Here is a 22,426-nt window from a genome sequence, read left to right on the forward strand (position 1 = left end):
GACATGTTGAATTTTTAACATGTACTAAAAAAAATCTGTTCCCCTTGTTAGAGGAACAGATTTTCATTCAGGTCGTTGCACGCTCAATTAGTTCAACAGGCAGCAGATTGACAGGTTGTACCTGCTCCCCTTCCGCCTGCCTGCGGATCAGCTCGACCGCCAGTCTGCCGATGTCTGCAATCGGCTGTCTTACCGATGTAAGTTCCGGCGTCAGCCAGGAAGCAACGCTTACATCATCGAAGCCTACAATGCGCACATTCTCTGGCACATGCCTTCCAGCGCGAATATATTCTTTCAGCGCAAAAGCCGCAATAATATCACTTGTTGCGAACACTCCATCAACATCGGGATGTTCATGAACGAGTTTTGAAATGATTCGCTCGTACTCCTTTTGGTCGAACACATTCAAGTCTGTTTGAACGATCACATGCTGGACACCATCCCTGCCCACGACATCTCGGAATGCTTTGGTCCGCTCATTGGACAGCATATTCAGCTCCAGATTTCCGCATATATGCGCAATTTTCTGACAGCCTTTGCTAATGAGCAGCTCTGAAGCCAGCTCGCCTCCGCGATAATTATCCGAGGATATGTAAGGAATACACGGGTCAATCTGTCTATCAAATGTCACAATCGGTGAATTCAAATGTCGGTACTCTTCTACTTCTAATGTATGGCTACCCATAATGATGCCATCCACCCGGTTCCGCTTCAACATATCGATATACACTTTTTCCTTCACGGGATCCATATGGGAATTGCACAGCAGGACCTTACAGTTTTCCTGATAGGCATAGAACTCAACCTGATTGGCAAGCTCACTGAAGAAAGGATGCGAGACATCGGGAATAATCAGGCCAATAATATTAGACTGCTTGCGCAATAGGGATCGTGCTATTTCATTCGGTTGATAATTAAGTTCCTCCATTGCGTCGAACACTTTTTTGCGTGTAGTTTCGCTAATATATCCCCGGTTGTTCATTACACGGGATACTGTTGTGACCGACACGCCCGCTTTTAATGCTACATCATGAATTGTCGCCATATTAACCTCTTCCCGCACAAAATAAATACATACAAACTATACTCTCTCCTCATCATTTCAACAACCTTACATAACGGAAGCCTAAAAATGGACGTAAATGTTAGGTGACTGAACTTTGCGAATCCCAAATTAGAGGTTACAGCAAGTTCTACTAACTTCATAAACTGATCATCATACATAATTCGCGAAGAGCTTTCTTCTTCCATTTGTTCACCGCCTGCCGAGTGATTTTGAGTTCTCATTTCTATAAAATAATACGACAGCCTATCCAATTGGATAGGCTGTCGGTAGCTGAAAGTATTAACATCATTCTGATTGTGCGTCAGTCGGTGCATTAATGTATGTATCTGTAAGCACATCAGTCGGTGCATCCGCAGGCACATTATCCGTTGCTGATTCACTGTTCTGGAGTAGTGCTCTCGGATAGGCCTGTGCACGCTCATAGTACCAGTTAAACAAGAAGCGGGCCATCGCCTGACGTCGGGTATCGCCATCCCACTTTAACCCTGCTGTTGGGTCCGCAAATGAACTCCTTGCTCCAGATTCCAGCAGAAAGCCATTCATGTGTGCGGTCATGCTGACATTACCGGCTGCTGTAAAAATGGACTTCGTGTTTTTCCCAAATCCATCATTAGAGCCGTTAAACAAATTCCAGTACTCTGAATCGCCGGGTTGTGTCTTGAACCAGGTAAATTCTGTAACATTTATTGGATAGGCTTGAGCTGCCGCCTTAATGTTGGAATTCCATTGCGATTGCAGCTTGTCCTTGTTATCATAAGCTCCGTAGCCTGGATACCAGTGGACAGCATAGCCGTAGTTGTTCAAGGGGTCTGTCAGCGGGTGTTTTGCCACCGGGCTGTAAAATTGGTTGTATCCAAGTCCTGCAGCCCAGATGACATTATCCGCTCCTTTACTTCGAATCGTGGAAATGATAGAGTTCTGGAATCTTCTCAGATCATTCCAATGGTCAAGAAAATCATTCTCGCCGGGATAGCCTCCCCAATGCCCATTCGCATACGACTTAATTGGCTCGTTGATCAGTTCAAACATGACGTTATCCGCGCTATTAATAGCAGGCTGCGAGGCAAGATACCCCCAGATTTGATTAAATTTGTCCAAATTGGATTGTGTTGTACCCTGGTCGTTAGCCAAAGTGAAATCAAGACCAAGGGTAACATAAACGCCCTTTGTTTTCGCATAATTGATGTATGGAATAATCACATTTTGTGTAACTGCCTGTAAACCGGCGAAGTTGTATGACCCTGCGGCCACATCTCCCATATCCTGGCGGTCAATAAACAATCGGACCTGATTCATATACCAACCGTGGTTGCTTCCATACTTCGGTCTGGTGTCTGTAAAGGTGTCGGTGATATCCTTCAAATAAGCCAAAATTGCTGCATGACGATTGTTACCATTCAATTTGAGATAATAATTACTATTTTGATAGGTCCAGTATGCTCCCGACGGCTGATGCCAGCCACTCAAAACAACAGGTTTTCCGCTGCTGTTCACCAATTGATTGCCCCTGACATGGAGCTCTCCCATGGGCATACCTGACCATGCATCTATATGTTGGTCAAACACCGGTTTTAAAGGCAATATGAATACAAGTATCAGAACTATTTTACATACCATACCTAATTTTTTCAAAGAAAGGCCTCCTCCTCAAAAATTTAATTGACTATTATGCCAAAAGAATAAAATGGTATAAACATGTAGTGGCTGCGCTTCCTGAGTCTATCCTATTGCAAAATCATCACCTCCCTTAATGGAAGATTATAACGTTTATTTGTATTTCTTGCATCTAATTGTATAACTTACATTTCCAAACCACAACTTGATAAAATTTAGTTTTTTTGAAATTATTTTTCTATCGTTAAGTTTGCTATAGTCTACGCCTCAATTTCAAGCTACAATGAAGATACCAAATATGGAAGTCTTTTATATTTTTTCGGTAAGCCGGCCAATACTTGAAATAATGTATCATTGCCAGCCGTTTCTTTCATGTTTGGTCAATCTTTTATGGAGGTGTAAAATGAAGAAGAAATCTTGGTTCACTTTAATGGTCACGGGTATTGTCTCTCTGTTTTTTTCGGTAAGCGTTTATGCGGGGAATGTTTTTTGGGAACCACTTAATGGTTTCAATTCTGGTGCATGGCAAAAGGCGGATGGATATTCCAATGGGAACATGTTTAATTGCACTTGGCGTGCCAATAATGTCAATTTTACGAACGATGGCAAAATGAAGCTTGGCTTAACAAGTTCTGCGTACAATAAATTTGACTGTGGAGAGTATCGATCGACGAACACTTACAGATACGGCTTATACGAGGTCAGCATGAAGCCTGCTAAAAATACTGGGATCGTATCTTCCTTTTTTACGTATACGGGACCTACTGATGGCACGCAATGGGACGAAATAGATATTGAATTTTTAGGCAAAGACACGACAAAAGTGCAATTCAACTATTATACAAACGGGGTCGGTGGTCACGAGAAGATTGTTGATCTGGGCTTTGATGCATCAAGAGGTTTCCACACCTATGCTTTCGATTGGCAGCCAGGGTACATTAAGTGGTATGTTGACGGGGTTTTAAAACATACGGCAACTACAAACATACCAAGCACGCCAGGCAAGATTATGATGAATTTATGGAATGGTACTGGCGTTGACGACTGGCTGGGTTCGTATAATGGAGTGAATCCGCTATACGCTGAATATGATTGGGTAAAATACACGAGCAATTAGCCCGTAGTACAAAAGCAGCCCTGTAGGGGCTGTCAGGCTGTCGAGAAACCCCCTGTTTTTTTGCAGGGGGTTTAAAACTGTCTTAGTGGTCTAAAAACTAGGATCCTCAGGTCGTTTTAAATCGATTTTTGTTTTAAAAGATGCGTCTCCCCATATAAAAATAGAAGTGTCGAAAAGTCCTCTGGACTTTCTCGACACTCTGGCAGCCCTGTAGGGGCTGTTTTTTTGATGATGCACTGATTCAGCCATGTTCGGCCATGAAGAAAACCACCGGAAATCTATTCAAAGCTGGCGATCATCGATGCGCAGCTTGAATATAATCAGGGATTTAATAACTCCTCAGTTTACCCCATACGTTTGTAGGTGATTGGAATTCATCTGCTTCAATTACTTTAAAACACCAATACAGGAAAGGATTCATGTAACTATACTACGCACTGATTGAGCCAAAGCTGTAGCCTCTGAATTTAATAAAAAAGCCCGATTTACAAAGGTACCAACTTTAATGTAACTAAACAATAGTTTGTCAGGTGATAAAAAAGTCGTGAACCAAGTTTGTTGATTTTACTGCGTTGCCAGAGCACGTGATAAACACGAAAAATAAAAAGTCTGAAACCACCACAAATTACCATAAAAAGAAAGTTGGAAACTTGTACTATTACGATAATATAATTTTCATAACCATTTCCTCAATATACTGAATGTCGCATATAACGTGCTTAAATGATCAATTTTCTTTTTCAAAGAATTATCTCTAATAATCTGTCCATCTTTAGTCCATTGTCCATATATTTGAACTAACCGCCCTGTAGTTCGTGAGAGTTCAAGAAGTGCTGTGCCATTATATCCCTAGCTAGTTTATTAATTCTCTTTTTTTGTTCGAATGATAGCTTGATTTTACTTCATTCTTTAAATAGTGAACTTATGGAATGGTTTGATTCTTAGTATACCAAAGGTAAACTACGATTTCTGTTGTGTTTTGTCGATTTTCCAATAAATCGAAATCGTTATTCAGCGGCACTTGACGTCAGATTCCTGTGGTGGATTTTTCCCTTTCATTTGGAAAAAAACACCCGGCAGGATGCGTACCGAGAGAAATACGGCATACACCCAAGCCGGGTAAGGGATTAGAAAATAATATCAATGGCCTCTAGCACATCTTGCTCCTGTTCGGATTGCCCGTTCAGGGAAATATCCTTCAACAGCACCGAAGGCTGTTCGCAAATTTGGGTGATGATCACGAGCAGGTCCTGAGCGAAATTGTCGATCAGATTGCGCGTAAACAACTTGGTGGCATATTCAAACTGCCCGTTCATTCCCTCATCCAGCAACGAAATGACCAAGGTAAGATCAAATTGGGAAACCGTATGAGTTTCCGGATAAGATTCGATCTTGATATCCCCGAAGCTTTGAACATTATCTTCCTTGGTTTCCAGAACAAACATGATATCGAATACAGGATTGCGGCTTTGATCTCGCGGCGCCTGCAGCTTTTTCACAAGCTCCTCGAACGGATAATCCTGGTGGTCGTAGGCCCCCAGCATCGTTTCTTTGACTTCGTTCAAGTAAGCGAGGAACATCTTCTCCCCGGACGGATAATGGCGAATCGCCAAAGTGTTGACAAACATTCCGATGAGCGGCTCCAGGTCGGCATGTGTGCGGCCCGAAACCGGTATGCCTACAATGAAGTCTTCTTGTCCTGAGTACTTGCTGAGCAGGATTGAATAGGCCGCCAATAACACCATATAAAGGGTGGCACCGTTCTCATCGGCGATGCGCTGCAAGCTATCGGTCATCTGCTTGTCGATGCTGAAAGGCAGCACATCTCCCTCAAAGCTGCGAGCGGCAGGTCTGACAAAGTCCGTAGGCAGTTCAAGCGTCGGCAGTTCGCCTTCCAGCACGTCCAGCCAGTAGGCTTCCTGACGTTTCAGCCGCTCTTTTACAGGTTCGGACTGCTGCCAAGCGGCGAATTCCTTGTATTGAATCCGAAGCGGTTCCAGAGTCTCACCGTTATACAGGCGCAGCAGCTCTTCGACGAAGATGCCCATCGACATGCCATCCGTGACGATATGATGAATGTCCAGCATGAGCAGATGCCGTTCCGCTTCCCATTCGACTAAGCCCACACGCAACAGCGGCGGCCGCTCCAAATCAAAGACGCGCACAAAGCCGTCTACGATGCTCTTCGTTTCACTTTCCGTCGCTTTCGTATACTCGACGGCAAACTTCAAGTCCGGATAAATCCGTTGTACCGGTTCGCCGTCGACCATTTCGAAGCCGGTTCGCAAAATTTCGTGACGAGCTATCAATCCTTTGAGCGCCGCCTCGAATTGATTCCGTTCCAAGCGCCCGACGAGAACCGTCATGCCGGACATGTTGTAGCTAAGCTCGGCGCCTTCCATCTGCTGCTGGATGTACAGCCGTTTTTGCACGGAGGAAAGCGGATAGTAATCCCTCTTATCCAGAACCGGAATGGAGAGGTGTTCCTGCCGCTCCAATTGGCTGATCGCTTCGGCCATCGCTTCGATGGTCGAGTGCCGGAACACATCGCGCAGCGGCAGGTCCACGCTCAGCTCCTTGTGCACCTTGCTGACCAGCGTTGTCGCCCGCAGGGAATGCCCGCCGAGGTCGAAGAAGTTGTCCGTCACGCCAATCGTGACCGGTCCGAGCACGTCCTGCCAGATGGCGACCAGTTTCGCCTCCAGTTCGGTGCGCGGCGCCACGTATTCGCGGCCTACGCTTGCTCCCCCTTCCGGCGCCGGCAGTGCCTTCCGGTCGATTTTCCCGTTCGGCGTCAGAGGCAGGCGCTCCAGCTCGACGAAGTACGACGGGATCATGTAACCCGGCAGCTCCCTGGAGATCGCCCGTTTCAGGTCTGCCGCCGTCAGTTCGCCATCCGTTGTGTAGTACGCGCATAGCTCTTTCTGCCCGTTCGCATCACTTCGAACCAGCACCACCGCTTCGCGCACGCCTTCCACCCGTAGCAGCTGCGACTCGATCTCGCCCGTCTCGATCCGGTAGCCCCGGATTTTCGCCTGGTTGTCGATCCGGCCGATGAAGTCCACGTTGCCGTCTTCCATCCACCGCGCCAAGTCTCCCGTGCGGTACAGCCGCTCGCCCGCGGCGAACGGGCTGTCTACGAACTTCTCTTCCGTCAGCTCCGGACGGTTCAAGTACCCGCGCGCCACTCCGACTCCGCCGATGACCAGCTCGCCCAGCACCCCGACCGGCACCGGATTCAGATGCGCATCCACGATGTAGAATTTCGCATTCAGCCACGCTTTGCCGATCGGCACATTGCCTGTCTGCGGCAGCTTCGTCAGCGGCTCGTCGTAGAAGCTGGAGTCGATCGCCGCTTCCGTCACGCCGTATGCGTTAATGATCCGGAACAACGAACCGAAGCGTTCCTGCAAGGTCCGGTAATCCGCCACGCTGCAGCTGTCCGAGCTCGTGATCAACAGCTCCAACCGGCTCATGTCCAGCCGCTGCTCGTGCACGTACTCCAGGAACGGCACGATCAGCGCCGGCGTCGATTCGAAGATGGTGACCCGCTCCCGTTCAATCCAGTGGTGCAGACGAGACGGATCGATCCGGTCGTCCTTCGGCACAATCACCATCGTGCCTCCGTTGTACAGCGTCCGCGCGATATCTCCCACGAACACGTCGAACGAGAAGCTGGCGAGCTGCAGCAGCCGCACCGGGAACTGATCCAACCGGTATTCCCGCCGGTAGCCCGCCGCCGTGTTCACCAGGCTGCGGTGCTCGATCATCACGCCCTTCGGCTTGCCCGTCGTTCCCGACGTATAGATCACGTACGCCAGATCCTCCGGACGGGCTTCATGGAAGCTGTCGGTGCCAACATTCTGATGGCTCTCATCGCCGTCGTCCACAACATCCGTCAGCTTGCCGGAGCCAATCGGCGCATTCGTCCGCTCCTCGCTGTACGAAGTTTCGTCGTCGAGGTACAGCACCGCCGCCAGCGCCAGTTCCTCTTCGCCGAGCCAGGCTTCGGCACGCTCTCGCAGCGCCGTTTGCGTCAGCAGTACCTTCGCTCCGCTGTCTTCGAGCATGAACCGCACGCGGTCCGCCGGATAATCCGGGTCGAGCGGCACATACGCCCCGCCCGCTTTCCAGACGGCCAGCACGGCCACCAGCAAGTCCACCGAACGCTCGGCGAGAATACCGACGATCGACTCCCGGCCGATGCCGCTTGCGCGCAGCGTAGCCGCCAAGCGGTTCGCCCGCTCGTTCAGCTCCGCATATGTCAGCCGGTCACTCTCGTACACGACAGCTGCCGCTTCCGGCGTGCGCTCCGCCTGTTCCTCGAACAGCCGGTGGAACGCGGCCGCAGGAGCCGCTTCCCGCTGCGCCGGGTGAAACGCGCCGAGAATTTGCTCTTTTTCCGCCGGTGTCAAAATGCCCAGCTCGGCAATAGTCGCCGACGGGTTGCGGAGAATGGATTCAAGCAGCTGCAAGTAGTGAGCGGCCAATTTCTCCACCGTTTCGGTTTTATAAAGAGCAGTGGCGTATTCAAACAGATATTCCAAGCCTTCCTCGATCTCCGTGACGTCCAAGCTGAGATCGAATTTAGAAACAATTTCTTCACTGGCATACGTCGACAAATGGAGTCCGGGAAGCTGGATTTCCAAATTCTCTGTATTCTGCAAAGCAAACATCGTATCGAATAGCGGATTGCGGCTTAAATCGCGAGCCACGTTCACCTTATCCACCAGTTCCTCAAACGGATAATTCTGATGTTCAAAAGCGCCCAGCGTCGTCTCCTTGATTTCCTTCAAGTAGTCAAGGAACGTCTTACCGGCAGCCGGATAACTGCGGATGGCCAGGGTATTGACGAACATCCCGATCAGCGGCTGAACGTCACTGTGATTTCTTCCCGCAATTGGCGTACCGACCACCACGTCTTCTTGCCCTGTATATTTATTCAATAATATTGTATAACCAGCAAGCAGAACCATGTAAAGCGTTGCGCCGTTCTCGGCTGCAAGCCGTTTCAGACCCTCGCTTTTCTCGCTATGCATAAACAATTGCAGCGTGCGGCCCTCGTAGCTCTGCATAGCCGGGCGCGGATAGTCCGTCGGCAATTCCAAAACCGGCAGCTCTCCGCGGAACATGTCGAGCCAGTAGGCTTCCTGCTTGGCAAGCTGAGCTTTCTGCTCGTTCGATTGCTGCCATACCGCATAATCTTTGTACTGAATGCGGAGCGGCTCCATCTGCTCCCCGCTGTACAAGCGGACGAACTCTTCGATCAGTACGTCAATCGAAACGCCGTCAGATACGATATGATGCGTATCGAACATTAGAATGTGCCGGTCCGGCGCCAGTTCGGCAAGACCTACCCGCAGAAGTGGCGGCTTCGCTAGATCAAACGGACGAACGAATTGGCGCACCGTTTCTTCCGCCTGCTCCCCGCTGATCTGCACATATTCCACCTGGAAGGCGGCTTCTTCGTAAATCCGCTGAACCGCTTCGCCTTTTACCATCTCAAAGCCGGTACGCAGCGTTTCATGACGAGCTACGAGCCCGCGGAACGCTTTTTCAAACCGCTGCCGGTCGAGCTCCCCTTCGAGCAGCATAGCTCCCGGTATGTTGTAGCTCAGCTCGGCTCCTTCCAGCTGGTTCAAGATATAGAGACGTTTCTGTGCGGAAGAGAGCAGATAATACTCGCTAGGTTCCGCAGCCGGAATAGCCGTGAACGAGCCGATCTCCAGCCGCTCCATAGCCGCGGCCATTTCCTCAACCGTCGAGTAGCGGAATACGTCGCGAAGCGGGAATTCAACGCCTAGCTCCTTATGCATTTTGCTGACAAGTGTCGTCGCCCGCAGGGAGTGTCCGCCGAGGTCGAAGAAGTTGTCCGTTACGCCTACCGCCTTCTCCCGAACAAGCACATCCTGCCAAATGGCGGCCAGCTTCGCCTCCAGTTCGGTGCGCGGCGCCACGTATTCGCGGCCTGCGCTTGCTCCCCCTTCCGGTGCCGGCAGCGCCTTCCGGTCGATCTTTCCGTTCGGCGTCAGAGGCAAGCGCTCCAGCTCCACGAAGTACGACGGGATCATGTAACCCGGCAGCTCGCTGGCAATCGCCCGCTTCAGGTCCGCCGCCGTCAAGCCTTCTTCCGCTGTATAATAAGCACACAAAGCTTTCTGACCTTCTTGATCTTCCCTGACGACGACGACCGCTTCCTTCACGCCACCTACACTCAGCAGCTTCGCTTCGATTTCGCCCGTCTCAATCCGGTACCCCCGGATTTTCACCTGGTTGTCGATCCGGCCGATGAAGTCCACGTTGCCGTCCTCCATCCACCGCGCCAAGTCTCCCGTGCGGTACAGCCGCTCGCCCGCGGCGAACGGGCTGTCTACGAACTTCTCTTCCGTCAGCTCCGGACGGTTCAAGTACCCGCGCGCCACTCCGACTCCGCCGATGACCAGCTCGCCCAGCACCCCGACCGGCACCGGGTTCAGATGCGCATCCACGATGTAGAATTTAGCATTCAGCCACGCTTTGCCGATCGGCACATTGCCTGTCTGCGGCAGCTTCGCCAGCTCCTCGTCGTAGAAGCTGGAGTCGATCGCCGCTTCCGTCACGCCGTATGCGTTAATGATCCGGAACAACGAACCGAAGCGTTCCTGCAAGGTCCGGTAATCCGCCACGCTGCAGCTGTCCGAGCTCGTGATCAACAGCTCCAACCGGCTCATGTCCAGCCGCTGCTCGTGCACGTACTCCAGGAACGGCACGATCAGCGCCGGCGTCGATTCGAAGATGGTGACCCGCTCCCGTTCAATCCAGTGGTGCAGACGAGACGGATCGATCCGGTCGTCCTTCGGCACAATCACCATCGTGCCTCCGTTGTACAGCGTCCGCGCGATATCTCCCACGAACACGTCGAACGAGAAGCTTGCGAGCTGCAGCAGCCGCACCGGGAACTGATCCAACCGGTATTCCCGCCGGTAGCCCGCCGCCGTATTCACCAGGCTGCGGTGCTCGATCATCACGCCCTTCGGCTTGCCCGTCGTTCCCGACGTGTAGATCACGTACGCCAGGTCCTCTGGACGGGCTTCATGGAAGCTGTCGGTGCCAACATTCTGATGGCTCTCATCGCCGTCGTCCACAACATCCGTCAGCTTGCCGGAGCCAATCGGCGCATTCGTCCGCTCCTCGCTGTACGAAGTTTCGTCGTCGAGGTACAGCACCGCCGCCAGCGCCAGTTCCTCTTCGCCGAGCCAGGCTTCGGCACGCTCTCGCAGCGCCGTTTGCGTCAGCAGTACCTTCGCTCCGCTGTCTTCGAGCATGAACCGCACGCGGTCCGCCGGATAATCCGGGTCGAGCGGCACATACGCCCCGCCCGCTTTCCAGACGGCCAGCACGGCCACCAGCAAGTCCACCGAACGCTCGGCGAGAATACCGACGATCGACTCCCGGCCGATGCCGCTTGCGCGCAGCGTAGCCGCCAAGCGGTTCGCCCGCTCGTTCAGCTCCGCATATGTCAGCCGGTCACTCTCGTACACGACAGCTGCCGCTTCCGGCGTGCGCTCCGCCTGTTCCTCGAACAGCCGGTGGAACGCGGCCGCAGGAGCCGCTTCCCGCTGCGCCGGGTGAAACGCGCCGAGAATTTGCTCTTTTTCCGCCGGTGTCAAAATGCCCAGCTCGGCAATAGTCGCCGACGGGTTGCGGAGAATGGATTCAAGCAGCTGCAAGTAGTGAGCGGCCAATTTCTCCACCGTTTCGGTTTTATAAAGAGCAGTGGCGTATTCAAACAGATATTCCAAGCCTTCCTCGATCTCCGTGACGTCCAAGCTGAGATCGAATTTAGAAACAATTTCTTCACTGGCATACGTCGACAAATGGAGTCCGGGAAGCTGGATTTCCAAATTCTCTGTATTCTGCAAAGCAAACATCGTATCGAATAGCGGATTGCGGCTTAAATCGCGAGCCACGTTCACCTTATCCACCAGTTCCTCAAACGGATAATTCTGATGTTCAAAAGCGCCCAGCGTCGTCTCCTTGATTTCCTTCAAGTAGTCAAGGAACGTCTTACCGGCAGCCGGATAACTGCGGATGGCCAGGGTATTGACGAACATCCCGATCAGCGGCTGAACGTCACTGTGATTTCTTCCCGCAATTGGCGTACCGACCACCACGTCTTCTTGCCCTGTATATTTATTCAATAATATTGTATAACCAGCAAGCAGAACCATGTAAAGCGTTGCGCCGTTCTCGGCTGCAAGCCGTTTCAGACCCTCGCTTTTCTCGCTATGCATAAACAATTGCAGCGTGCGGCCCTCGTAGCTCTGCATAGCCGGGCGCGGATAGTCCGTCGGCAATTCCAAAACCGGCAGCTCTCCGCGGAACATGTCGAGCCAGTAGGCTTCCTGCTTGGCAAGCTGAGCTTTCTGCTCGTTCGATTGCTGCCATACCGCATAATCTTTGTACTGAATGCGGAGCGGCTCCATCTGCTCCCCGCTGTACAAGCGGACGAACTCTTCGATCAGTACGTCAATCGAAACGCCGTCAGATACGATATGATGCGTATCGAACATTAGAATGTGCCGGTCCGGCGCCAGTTCGGCAAGGCCTACCCGCAGAAGTGGCGGCTTCGCTAGATCAAACGGACGAACGAATTGGCGCACCGTTTCTTCCGCCTGCTCCCCGCTGATCTGCACATATTCCACCTGGAAGGCGGCTTCTTCGTAAATCCGCTGAACCGCTTCGCCTTTTACCATCTCAAAGCCGGTACGCAGCGTTTCATGACGAGCTACGAGCCCGCGGAACGCTTTTTCAAACCGCTGCCGGTCGAGCTCCCCTTCGAGCAGCATAGCTCCCGGTATGTTGTAGCTCAGCTCGGCTCCTTCCAGCTGGTTCAAGATATAGAGACGTTTCTGAGCGGAAGAGAGCGGATAATACTCGCTAGGTTCCGCAGCCGGAATAGCCGTGAACGAGCCGATCTCCAGCCGCTCCATAGCCGCGGCCATTTCCTCAACCGTCGAGTAGCGGAATACGTCGCGAAGCGGGAATTCAATGCCTAGCTCCTTATGCATTTTGCTGACAAGCGTCGTCGCCCGCAGGGAGTGTCCGCCGAGGTCGAAGAAGTTGTCCGTTACGCCTACCGTCTTCTCCCGAACAAGCACATCCTGCCAAATGGCGGCCAGCTTCGCCTCCAGTTCGGTGCGCGGCGCCACGTATTCGCGGCCTCCGCTTGCTCCCCCTTCCGGTGCCGGCAGCGCCTTCCGGTCGATCTTTCCGTTCGGCGTCAGAGGCAGGCGCTCCAGCTCCACGAAGTACGACGGGATCATGTACCCCGGCAGCTCGCTGGCAATCGCCCGCTTCAGGTCCGCCGCCGTCAAGCCTTCTTCCGCTGTATAATAAGCGCACAAAGCTTTCTGACCTTCTTGATCTTCCCTGACGACGACGACCGCTTCCTTCACGCCACCTACACTCAGCAGCTTCGCTTCAATTTCACCAAGCTCGATCCGATAGCCGCGAATTTTCACCTGGTTGTCGATCCGGCCGATGAAGTCCACGTTGCCGTCCGGCATCCAGCGCGCCAGGTCGCCCGTCCGGTACAGCCGCTCCCCAGCGGCGAACGGGCTGTCTACGAATTTCTCCGCCGTCAAATCCGGGCGGTTCAAGTAACCGCGGGCCACACCCGCTCCGCCGATAACCAGCTCGCCCAACACCCCGATCGGCACCGGCTTCAGATTCGCATCCACGATGTAGAACTTGGCGTTCAGCCACGCTTTCCCGATCGGCACGCTGCCCGTCTTCGGCAGCTTCTCCAGCGGCTCGTCATAGAAGCTGGAGTCAATCGCCGCTTCCGTTACGCCGTAGCTGTTAATAATATGGAACTGCGAGCCGAAGCGCTCCTGCAAGGTGCGGTAATCCGCTACGCTGCACGCATCCGAGCTTGTGATCAGCAACTGCATCGAGCTGAGCTCCAGACTCTCGGCATGCACATGCTCCATGAACGGCACGATCAGCGCCGGAGTCGATTCGAATACCGTCACGGCGTAGTCGCGAATCCAGCCGTAGAGGCGGGTTGGATCAATCCGGTCGTCCTTCGGCACGATGACCATCGTGCCGCCGTTGTACAGCGTCCGCGCAATGTCGCCGACGAACACGTCGAACGAGAAGCTGGCGAGCTGCAGCAGCCGGATCGGGAACTGATCCAGGCGGTATTCCCGCCGGTAGCCCGCCGCCGTGTTCACCAGGCTGCGGTGCTCGATCATCACGCCCTTCGGCTTGCCCGTCGTACCGGAGGTGTAGATGACGTAAGCCAAATCGCGCGGCTTGTTCACATTCGCCGGATTCGATGCGAGATCCGCCGCTAGTACGTTCTTCTCGGCTTCTGCCGTGGCGGAAGTTTCGGCAGAAGCCGTTTCCGCTTGCGCCAAAGCCTCCGCCTCCGCGCCTGCTTCGCCCAAAGCCGCTCCGAGGCTGTACGTCGCGGCGTCGTCAAGCGCAAGCACCGTTTGCAGCACTAGAGCTCCGTCGCTGCGCCAAGCTTCCGCCTGCTCCAGCAGGCGGGTCTGTGTGAGCAGCACCGACGCCCCGCTGTCCGCGAGCATATACTCGATCCGCTCCGCCGGATAGTCCGGGTCGAGCGGCACATAAGCGCCGCCCGCTTTCCATACGGCGAGCACCCCGATCAACAGCTCCGCCGAACGGCCGGCCAGAATGCCGACCACCTGCTCCGGCTTCACCCCGCGCGCCCGCAGTGCATACGCCAGACGATTCGCTTTGGCGTTCAGCTCCGCATACGTCAGCTTGCTGTCTTCGTAGACAACCGCCAGCGCTCCCGGAGTGCGCTCCGCCTGCTCCTCGAACAGCTCGTGGAACGTTCTCTCTCTCCACGACTCATCCGCTTCCAAACCTGTACCCTCTGCGGCGGGTTGCTTCGCAAGAGCCGAAGACGACACGTCAAACCCGACCAGCAAATCATGCTTTTCGCTGTCCGTCAAGATATCCAAATCCGAAATCCGCGCACCCGGCTGAGCCAGGATCGACGCCAATAGCTGCTCGTAATGACCCGCCAGCCGTACCATCGTTTCCTGTCTAAACAACGAGGTAGCGTACTCGATCTTGCAAACCAGCTCGTTATCGGCTTCCACGATATCAAGGCTAAGATCAAACTTTGCCGTCTTTTCCTCGATGTCGAACAGCGACCATTGCAAGCCTTCCATGGTTAAATCCAAGCTTTCGTGTTTTTGCAAAGAAAACATGGTGTCAAACAGAGGATTCCGGCTTAAATCCCGGCTCACCTGAAGAGCTTCCACCAGCTCCTCGAACGGATAGTCCTGGTGCTCGTAGGATCCAAGCGTCGTTTCCTTCACTTCCTGCAAGTAATCCAGGAACGTCCGCTCCGCCGCCGGACCCAAGCGAAGGGCCAGCGTATTGACGAACATGCCGATAATCGGCTGCAGGTCGGCGTGAGAACGGGCGGCAATCGGAGTGCCGACCACTATATCTTCCTGTCCCGCGTATTTATGAAGCAATACGGAGTACGCAGCCAGCAGAAGCATGTACAGCGTCGCCCCCGAATCGCCGGCAAGCCGTTTGAGATCTTCGCTTTTCTCCGCATCCAGCGTAAACGTGAGCGTTTGACCGTCAAACTGCTGGACGGCCGGGCGGGAGAAGTCGAGAGGCAGCTCAAGAACCGGAAGCTCGGAGCTGAATACCCCGCGCCAGTATTCCTCCTGCCGTTTGATGCGCTGGCGCTGCTCCTCGGATTGCTGCCAAACGGCGTAATCCTTATATTGAATCCGCAGCTCCGGCAATTCTTCCCCATTGTAAAGCCGCACGAATTCGCGCAGCAGCACGTCCATGGAAAGGCCGTCGGAACCAATATGATGAATATCCAGCGCGAGCAGGAATTTCTCTTTCTCCAGTTCGATCAGCAGGGCGCGCAGCAAAGGCGGCTGGGTCAAGTCAAAAGGCTGAATGAAGCCTTCAAGAATGGCCGCAACCTGATCTTCGCTTGCTTGAAGCTTCTCGACCTTGAAAGCTACGAGCGGATGAATACGCTGAACCGGCTCCCCATTCACGATTTCAAAACCGGTACGCAGCATATCATGCCGGGCCACCAAAGTTGTCAGCGCCTTTTCCACTTTGGCCTCGTTCAAAGCCCCTTCCAACTGCAAGGCACTTGGGAGGTTGTAATTCAGCTCCGAGCCATCCAGCTGGTGCAGGACGTACAGCCTTTTTTGCGCGGAGGAAACCGGATAGTACGCTTTCTCTTCCGCTTTCGGAATCGAGCTGTGCCGCGTTTCTTCCAAGCTGGCAATAGCCCCGGCCATCGACTCTATCGTCGTATAGCGGAACACATCGCGCAGCGGAAGTTCGACGTTCATTTCCTTCTGAATCTTGCTGACAAGGTTCGTCGCCCGCAAGGAGTGGCCTCCGAGCTCGAAGAAATTGTCCAGGACTCCAATGCCGGAGTAGCCCAGCACTTCCTCCCAGATCTTCACAAGCTGGGACTCCGTCCGGTTACGCGGCGCTACGTATTCGACGCCCGTTTGCAAGCCGCCTTGCGGCTCCGGCAGCGCTTTGCGGTCCACTTTTCCGTTGGACGTCAGCGGCATGCGCTCCAGCTGCACGAAGTACGACGGGATCATGTACCCCGGCATTTCCTGGGCCAGCGAGGTTCTCATTTCGCTGACCGTCAGCGTCCGGTCCGCCACAAAGTAGGCGACAAGCGCCTTCTCGCCCCCGCCGTCCTGACGGGCGAGCACCACCGCTTCTTCCACGCCCTCGACGTTCAGTAGCTGCGTCTCGATTTCGTCCAGCTCGATCCGGTAGCCGCGGATTTTCACCTGATGATCGATCCGGCCCAGGTATTCGATGTTGCCGTCCGGCAGCCAAGCCGCCAAGTCGCCCGAGCGGTACAGTTTCTCCCCCTCCGCAAACGGGGAATCGACGAACTTCTCCGCCGTCAGATCCGGACGGTTCAGGTATCCTCTCGCAAGGCCTTCCCCGGCCACATACATTTCGCCCGCTACGCCGATCGGCACAGGGCGGCGGTTTTCATCAAGGACGTACACGCTCAGCGTCGGGATCGGCTTGCCGATATTGCTCTTCGCCGCCTCCATTTCGACCCACGTGATTTCCTTATACGTAACGTGAACCGTCGTCTCCGTAATGCCGTACATATTGATCAGCTTCGTCTCCGGGTACTTCGTCTTGAAGCCCTTGAGCAGCAGCGGACTCAGCGCTTCGCCCCCGAAGATGACGTTGCGAATCCGCAGATCGTACGGATGATCCGCCAAGACCTCACGTAGCAGCTGGTAGAAGTACGTTGGCGTCTGGTTCAAAATCGTGACCTGTTCGCGGCCCAGCAGCGCCAGGAAATCGGCCGGATTTTTCGCCGTGAGCGGTGGTACGATGACCAGCTTGCCTCCGTACAGCAGCGCTCCGTACATTTCCCAGACGGAGAAATCGAAGCAGAACGAGTGGAACAGCGTCCACGTGTCGGACGGCCCGAAGTCGAACAGGTTCTTGTCGTTGAACAGGAGACGCACGACGTTCTTATGCTCGATCAGCGTTCCTTTCGGTCTGCCGGTCGTTCCCGACGTGTAGATGACATAAGCCAGGTTACCCGGCCCGGAAATCGGCTCCAGGTTCGAAGCGTCCAGCGCATCGGCGGAGTCCGCCCCTCTGTCGCCCCAAACGAAATCGTCCAATTCGAGGCGCGTTCCTGCGAAGTCGGTCTTCTCGTGCAGATGCTTTTGAATCAGCAATAATGGCGCGCCCGAATCCTCGATCATGAAGCGGATGCGCTCCTCCGGGTAGTCGGGATCGACAGGCACGTATGCTCCGCCCGCTTTGAGAATCGCCAGAATGCCGACAACCATATCGAGCGAGCGTTCGGCCAGAATCGCTACCAGCTGGTCCGCTTCTACTCCCGTCTCCCGCAGCTTTCGCGCAAGGCGGTTGGATCGCTCGTTCAGCTCGCGGTAGGTCAGCTGCCGCTCGTTCATGACGGCGGCCACGTTGTCCGGGTAAAGCTCCGCCTGCTCTTCGAACAAGCCGTGAATCGTCTGCTGCCGCGGGTAGTCCGCCTCCGAATCGTTGAAACCGCGCACCAACTCGCGGATTTCCTCCTCCGTGAGCATTTCCAGCGAGGCAATATCCCCGTCCGGCGCTGCTGCGATGGTTTCGAGCAGCTTGTCATAATGTCTGGCGAACCGCTCCGCGGTCTCTTGTTTATACAAAGCCGTAGCGTACTCCAACCGGCATTCGAGCTGACCGTCCAGCTCCGAAATATCCAGGAGCAGCTCGAACTTGGATGTTTGGTTTTCCAGTGGATAAAACGATTGCTCCAGCCCCTCGATGACAATTTGCTCGTTCTCCGTATTTTGTAGGGAGAAGAACGTGTCAAAGAGCGGATTCCGGCCGGTCGCGCGCGGAATGTGAAGACTTTCCACCAAGTCTTCGAACAAATAATTTTGGTGTTCGAAAGCCCCGAGCGTGATGTCCTTGATTTCTTCCAGGTACGAAAGGTACGGCTTGGAACGCTCCGGACGGCTGCGAATGGCCAGCGTGTTGATAAACATCCCTACGATCGGCTGCACTTCTTCCTGCGTTCTTCCGGCAATCGGCGTGCCTACGATCAGATCTTCCTGACCCGAATATTTATGCATAAGGATGGTGTAAGCCGACAGCAGCACCATGTACAGGGTCGTCCCTGTCCGTGCCGCCAGCTCTTTCAGCTTCTCCGTCCGATCTTTCCCGATATAAAACTTCACGGTTCGGCCGTCAAAGCTTTGCACCGCAGGCCGCGGGAAGTCCGTCGGTAGCTCCAAGACCGGCAGCTCGCCCGACAGCTGTTCCAGCCAATACTCCTTCTGCGGCTGGAGCAGCTGCCCGTAAGCTTCGGAATGCTGCCAAACGGCATAATCTTTGTATTGAATGCGCAGCGGGGCCAGCTCCTCGCCCCGATACAAGCGGCTGAACTCGTCGAAGAGCAGCGCTGTCGAAATGCCGTCCGAGACGATATGGTGCATATCGAACAGCAGAATGTGGCGATCCTCGGCGACTTCGATCAGGCCGATGCGGAGAAGTGGCGGCTTGGTCAGATCAAACGGGTGATAGTAAGCTTCCACCACTTGCTCCACTTCCCGCTCGCTCGCTTGAAAATAATCTACAGCAAACTCCACCTCGTCATAGATGCGCTGGACAAGCTCGCCTTGAACCTGCTCGATCCCGGTACGCAGCGTCTCATGGCGCTGAATCAGCGCCCGGAACGCGTGCTCGACGCGCGTGCGGTCCAGCTTGCCTTCGAGAAGAAGCGCCGCCGACATATTGTAGCTGCGCTCGGCCCCATCAAGCTGGCGCAGGACGTACAGACGCTTTTGCTCGGATGAAACCGGATAGTACTCGGCCTCAGCCGCCTTTGTAATCTCATACGTCTCCTGTTGCCTTAAACCGCCGATTCTTTGGGCCAGCTGTTCGATCGTGGTGTAGCGGAAAACTTCCCGCAGCGGAACCTCGACTTGCAGCTCTTTCCGAATCTTGGAAACAAGCGTGGAGGCCCGCAAGGAATGACCACCCAAGTCAAAGAAATCGTCTTGGACTCCAACTCGCGCAATACCCAGCACCTGCTGCCAAATGAGAGCAAGTCTTGTTTCCAGCGTTGTGCGAGGAGCCACATACTCACGGCCTGCTTCTACCTCTCCGGTCGGTTCAGGCAGCGCTTTACGGTCAATTTTGCCGTTCGGCGTGAGCGGAAGCTTATCAAGAGACACCAGCCGGGCCGGGACCATATGGGCCGGCAGCTCTTGCTTCAATTGGGACAGCAGATCGCTCAGCTGCAAAGAAACATCCGCCGCCACGTAGCCGCACAAATACTTTTGCCCCTGCTCATCCGTACGATCGGTCACCACAGCCTGCTTGACGCCCGGGAAACGCAGCAGGGCCGTTTCAATTTCGCCGAGTTCGATCCGGAACCCGCGAATTTTCACTTGATAGTCGATCCGGCCGATGAAGTCGACGTTGCCGTCTTCCAGCCAGCGGGCCAAATCGCCTGTCCGGTACAGACGTTCGCCCGGCACAAACGGGCTGTCCGCAAACTTCTCAGCGGTTAGGTCCGGACGGTTCCAGTACCCGCGCGCCACCCCGGCGCCGCCGATGACAAGCTCGCCCGGAACCCCTACAGGAACCGGCTTTAACGCGGCATCGACAATGTAAAACCGGGCGTTCAGCCAAGCTTTGCCGATCGGCACATGCCCCGACGGCGGCAGCTTATCCAGCGGCTCACCGTAAAAGCTGCTGTCAATGGCCGCTTCGGTAACGCCATAGCTGTTGATGATGCGGAATTGTCCGCCGAATCTTTCCTGCAGCAATCGGTAATCGGTGACACTGCAAGCATCCGAGCTGGTAATCAGCAACTGCATGGAGCTAACGTTCAGCCCTTCTTCATAAATATACTGCATGAACGGCAGGATGAGCGCAGGCGTCGATTCGAATACCGTAATGTTTTGGTCCCGAATCCAGCCGTATAAGAGGTTCGGATCAATCCGGTCATCCTTCGGCACAATCACCATCGTGCCTCCGTTATACAGCGTCCGCGCGATGTCTCCGACGAACACGTCAAATGAGAAGCTGGCCAGCTGGAGCAGCCGCACCGGAAACTGATCCAACCGGTACTCGCGACGGTACGCATCTGCCGTATTCACGAGACTACCGTGCTCGATCATGACGCCTTTCGGGCGTCCCGTCGTACCCGAGGTGTAAATCACATAAGCCAAGTCTTGCGGGGCGCTGTCGGCAGATTCAAATTCCACGGTTAAGGCATCCCCGTTATAAATCTGTTCATCGTCCATGGCATAGACAGCTTGAAGCTTCAGCTGGTCATCGGCCAACCAACCTCTGGCCCGCTCCAACAGATGACGCTGCGTAAGCAGCACCGATGCATCGCTATCGCTGAGCATGTACTCAATCCGCTCCGCCGGATAATCGGGGTCCAGCGGTACATAGGCTCCGCCGGCTTTCCAAACGGCGAGCACCCCGACCAGCAGTTCCACCGAACGCTCCGCCCAGATCCCCGTAATCGTCTCCCTTCCCACGCCCTGTTCGCGAAGGAGAGAAGCCAGCCGCTCGGCGCGTTCGTTCAATTCGCCGTAGGTCAGCTGTTTGTCCATGTAGACGACTGCCGGATGATCTGGAATTTCCCGGGCAAACTTTTCAACATACCGATGAAACGCTTCTCCCTCGCTCAGCCCTGCTATCGGCGGGTTAAAAACGTTGAGAATGCGGTGTCTCTCCTCATCGCTCAGCAGAGAAATCTCGCGTATCGGCAGTTCGGGAGTCTGAAGGAACTGGTCCAGAACGGTTACATACTGTTCCATAATCCGATCAATCTCGGCCGTCTCGAACAGGCCGGTACGATAGGAAGCATGGAGAATTACATGGCCTTCATTTAGCATATGGTCGAAGCGCAGCAGCAAATCGTCCATCTCGTGCCTAGCGAAGTGAGCCTCCAGGCGTACCTTGATTTCTTCGTACTCCACGATTTTCAAAGGCAGATATTCCAGAGACGTGCGGAACAGCCCCGAAAGATCGTTGCGGCCGTGTTGTTCGCGTAAATCCTGGATCAATTGGTTATAAGGGTATTTCTGATACCGCAGATCCGCCGTATTTTCCTTGGAAACCGTTTGGATCAAGGAAAGCACGTGCCCGTCTGGATTCAGACGAATCCGCGTAGCCACGGTGCTGACGAACATGCCGATCGTTTCTTTTTCCTTCTTGCTGGTGCGATTGGCGAAAACCGTGCCGACCGGAACATCGGTGCTGTCGGTCAGCTTGTACAATAAGGCGTACATGGCGGACAGAAATAACGTATATAAGCTGACCTGATATTGTTCGCTGAAGGCCAGAATGCGTTCATACCGGGAACCGTCCAAAGTGATGGCCAGTTTATTGGATTCGCTGCCGATCGAGAATGGCGGATACGATTTAATGCCGGTCGTTTCAGGCAAAGTGTTGTACTTCGTCAGCCAGTATTCCTTGCCTTTTTGATAACGCTGCGATTGCTCATATTCACGCTCCGCGGAAATATAATCCAGATAGGTAGGGGGCTGGTAACTGCTGGAGATGCCTTTGCGCAGTTCCAGGTATTTTTCCATCACCGCATGCAGCAAAGCATTGACGGACAAGCCGTCGGCGATAATATGATTTACCGTCAAATTGAGCCATACTTGGCCGTTCGCAAAATGGATAATCGTAAATTGGTAGAGGTGTTCGTCGAACACGCTGGCCGGTTTTTCGCTTACTTCTTTCACCCAAGCATAGAACTGTTCGGTTGTGCCTATTTCGAGACGGCTTATCCTAGCTTGGACATTCTCCAGCTCTTCGAACCACTGCGTTGGATTTTGCAAATCCCCGCTAATGCGGATTCGGAAAACGTCATAGGTTTTGACGATCTCTGCCGCCGCTTGCTCCAGAAGCTGTGTGTTGATCTCGCCCGTAATCTGGTAGGTCGCGGAAAGCATCGTGATGGACGTTCCCGGATTCATAATTTCCATGAACCATATTCGGCGCTGGGCTTGCGTTAATCCATATTGCTCGTTGGTATTCTCTCTCACATCGACACACTCCCGGTTTAGAGATTCTTTATAGATAGG

General features: G+C 53.9%; 4 protein-coding genes. 1 reads left to right on the top strand and 3 read right to left on the bottom strand.

From position 1 onward, the window contains the following. Positions 1-67: 67 nt before the first annotated feature. Entirely contained in the window at positions 68-1,045 is a 978-nt protein-coding gene (locus ACYCSE_RS05715) for a LacI family DNA-binding transcriptional regulator (protein ID WP_459701819.1), read from the bottom strand. Between the two features lie 306 nt (positions 1,046-1,351). Then, positions 1,352-2,698 carry a cellulase family glycosylhydrolase gene (locus ACYCSE_RS05720; RefSeq protein WP_069290474.1) on the bottom strand — a complete coding sequence of 449 codons (1,347 nt, stop codon included), beginning with the start codon at positions 2,696-2,698 and terminating at the stop codon, positions 1,352-1,354. A 385-nt stretch (positions 2,699-3,083) separates the two neighbouring features. On the opposite strand from ACYCSE_RS05720, the gene bglS reads away from it, so the two are divergent. Continuing rightward, on the top strand, positions 3,084-3,797 hold the full coding sequence (gene bglS / locus ACYCSE_RS05725) for a beta-glucanase (RefSeq protein WP_061828971.1): 714 nt from the start codon (positions 3,084-3,086) through the stop codon (positions 3,795-3,797). Positions 3,798-4,924: 1,127 nt separating this feature from the next. Here the strand turns inward: bglS and ACYCSE_RS05730 are convergent. Next, complete coding sequence (locus ACYCSE_RS05730) at positions 4,925-22,387, bottom strand: non-ribosomal peptide synthetase (protein WP_459701820.1); 17,463 nt, start codon at positions 22,385-22,387, stop codon at positions 4,925-4,927. Positions 22,388-22,426 lie beyond the last annotated feature (39 nt).

Source organism: Paenibacillus sp. SEL1, from assembly GCF_054602535.1.

Bases quoted from the DNA above. Each gene is read 5' to 3' on its own strand.
- ACYCSE_RS05715 (WP_459701819.1), bottom strand. From the start codon at position 1,045: ATGGCGACAATTCATGATGTAGCATTAAAAGCGGGCGTGTCGGTCACA.
- bglS (WP_061828971.1), top strand. From the start codon at position 3,084: ATGAAGAAGAAATCTTGGTTCACTTTAATGGTCACGGGTATTGTCTCT.